This is a genomic window from Streptomyces sp. NPDC057654 (assembly GCF_042800135.1).
Taxonomy (GTDB): Bacteria; Actinomycetota; Actinomycetes; order Streptomycetales; family Streptomycetaceae; genus Streptomyces.
The window spans coordinates 1-1,813 of the sequence record NZ_JBHVHQ010000987.1; the positions used below are offsets into that span (position 1 = coordinate 1).

Genomic DNA, 1,813 nt, shown 5'->3' on the forward strand with positions numbered 1-1,813 from the left:
ACGGTCCCGACCCCGACGCGGCCGGCCCCGGCCGCGCCCCCTCCGAGGAGATCACCGATGGCAACCGGCACTGACCGCGAGCGGACCTCCGCGACCCGCCAGGAGGAGCTGCTGCGCCTCGCGCGCGCCCGCTCGCGCGGGGCGGCGGGCCGCGCGAAGCCCGCCCCCGAGGCCGCCGCGCCGGACGCCGGGCCGGCGCCCCTCTCGTACGCCCAGCGCCGCATGTGGCTGATGGACCGCCTGGGGCAGGGCGGCGCGCTGTACAGCGTGCCGTTCGCCACCCGGATGCGCGGGCCGCTCGACGTCGACGCCCTCGGCACGGCGCTCTCCGTGCTCGTCGCGCGCCACGAGGTGCTGCGCACCCGGTACCGGCAGCAGGACGGCGAGCCCTGGCAGGACGTCACGGCCCCGGCCCCGGTGCCCGTACCGGTGGTCGACGTCGAGGGCGACGGCGGGGAGCTTCTGCTGTCGGAGGCCTGCCGCCCCTTCGATCTGGCGGCGGGCCCCGTCCTGCGCGCGCTCGTGCTGCGGCACGGTCCGCAGGACCACACGGTGATGGTGACGCTGCATCACATCGCGGTGGACGGCGACTCGCTGGAGACCATCGCCGCCGAACTCGCCGCGCTGTACGCGGCGGCCCGCGACGGGGACGCCTCGGCACTCGCCCCGGCCCCGCAGTACGCCGCCTTCGCCCGCCGCGAGCAGGCGGACGGCGACAGGCTCGCCGCCGGGCTGGAGCACTGGACGGCGCGGCTGGCGGGGGCGCGGCCCGTACCGCTGCCGCGACCGGCCGCCGGGGCGTCCGCCGCCGGATCGCAGCCCGCGCGCGAGCGACGCGGGCGTACCCACGTGGCTCCGCTGTCGCCCGCCGTGCTGGAGGGGCTGCGCGGGGTCGGGCAGCGGCATCGGGCGACGCTGTTCACGGTGGGGCTCGCTGCCGCGTTCGCGGCGCTTCATCGGGCCACGGGCGAGGAAGACCTGGTCATAGGGTGTGCGAGCACGCATCGTGAGGGGGCGGCGATGCGCGGCCTCGTCGGGCTGTGCGTCAATACGCTGCCCATTCGGGTCGATGTCTCGGGCGACCCCGGTTTCGACGTACTGCTCGGGCGGGTGCGGGACGCGCTGCTGGAGGCGCAGGACCGGCGGGACATCCCCTTCGACCTGATCGTCGAACGGCTCGGGGCGGCGGGCCGGGGCCGGGACGGGGCCCCGTTGGTGGGGGTCACGGCCGACGTGGTGCGGGAGGCGACGGCGCTGCGGCTGCCCGGTGTCGAAGCCGAGGCGGTCGAGGTGGATCCGGGGGCCGCGAAGTTCGACCTCTCGTTCCTCATCGAGGACACCGATGGTCCCACGTGCCTTCTTCAGCACGGCGTTACGGCCCTCGATGAGGAGACGGGCGCGCAATTGCTGCGTTCCTACGCACAGTTGCTGGAGGCCGTTGCCGCCGAGCCCGGTCGCGCCCTGTCGCGGCTGCCCGGCGAGCGCCTGCCGGACCGGCAGCAGACTGACGCTCCGGCAGGAGGGCCGCGTCACCCGGCCGAGAGCTGTCTGCTGGGCCACCCCGATGTGGCCGAGGCCGCGGTCGTGGACGTCGGGGACGGGCCGCCGCTGGCCTATGCGGTGCTGCGCGCCATCGGCGGCGCGTCCCCCGTGCAGCTGCGCGCCTACGTACGTACGCGCCTCGACGCGCCGTCCGTCCCGGCGGCGGTGATGCTCCTCGACGCGCTGCCGCGCGGGGCGGACGGTGCGGTGGACCGTTCCCGGCTGCCGGGCGTCCCCCGGGTCGCGCCGGACGCCGCCCAGGGGACCCGCT

1 protein-coding gene is annotated in these 1,813 nt (G+C 76.8%); it reads left to right on the forward strand.

The window, feature by feature from the left end:
- Positions 1–57: 57 nt before the first annotated feature.
- Positions 58–1,813: condensation domain-containing protein (locus ACFU99_RS39315; protein ID WP_384402235.1), on the forward strand; the 1,756-nt coding region annotated here is incomplete at its 3' end.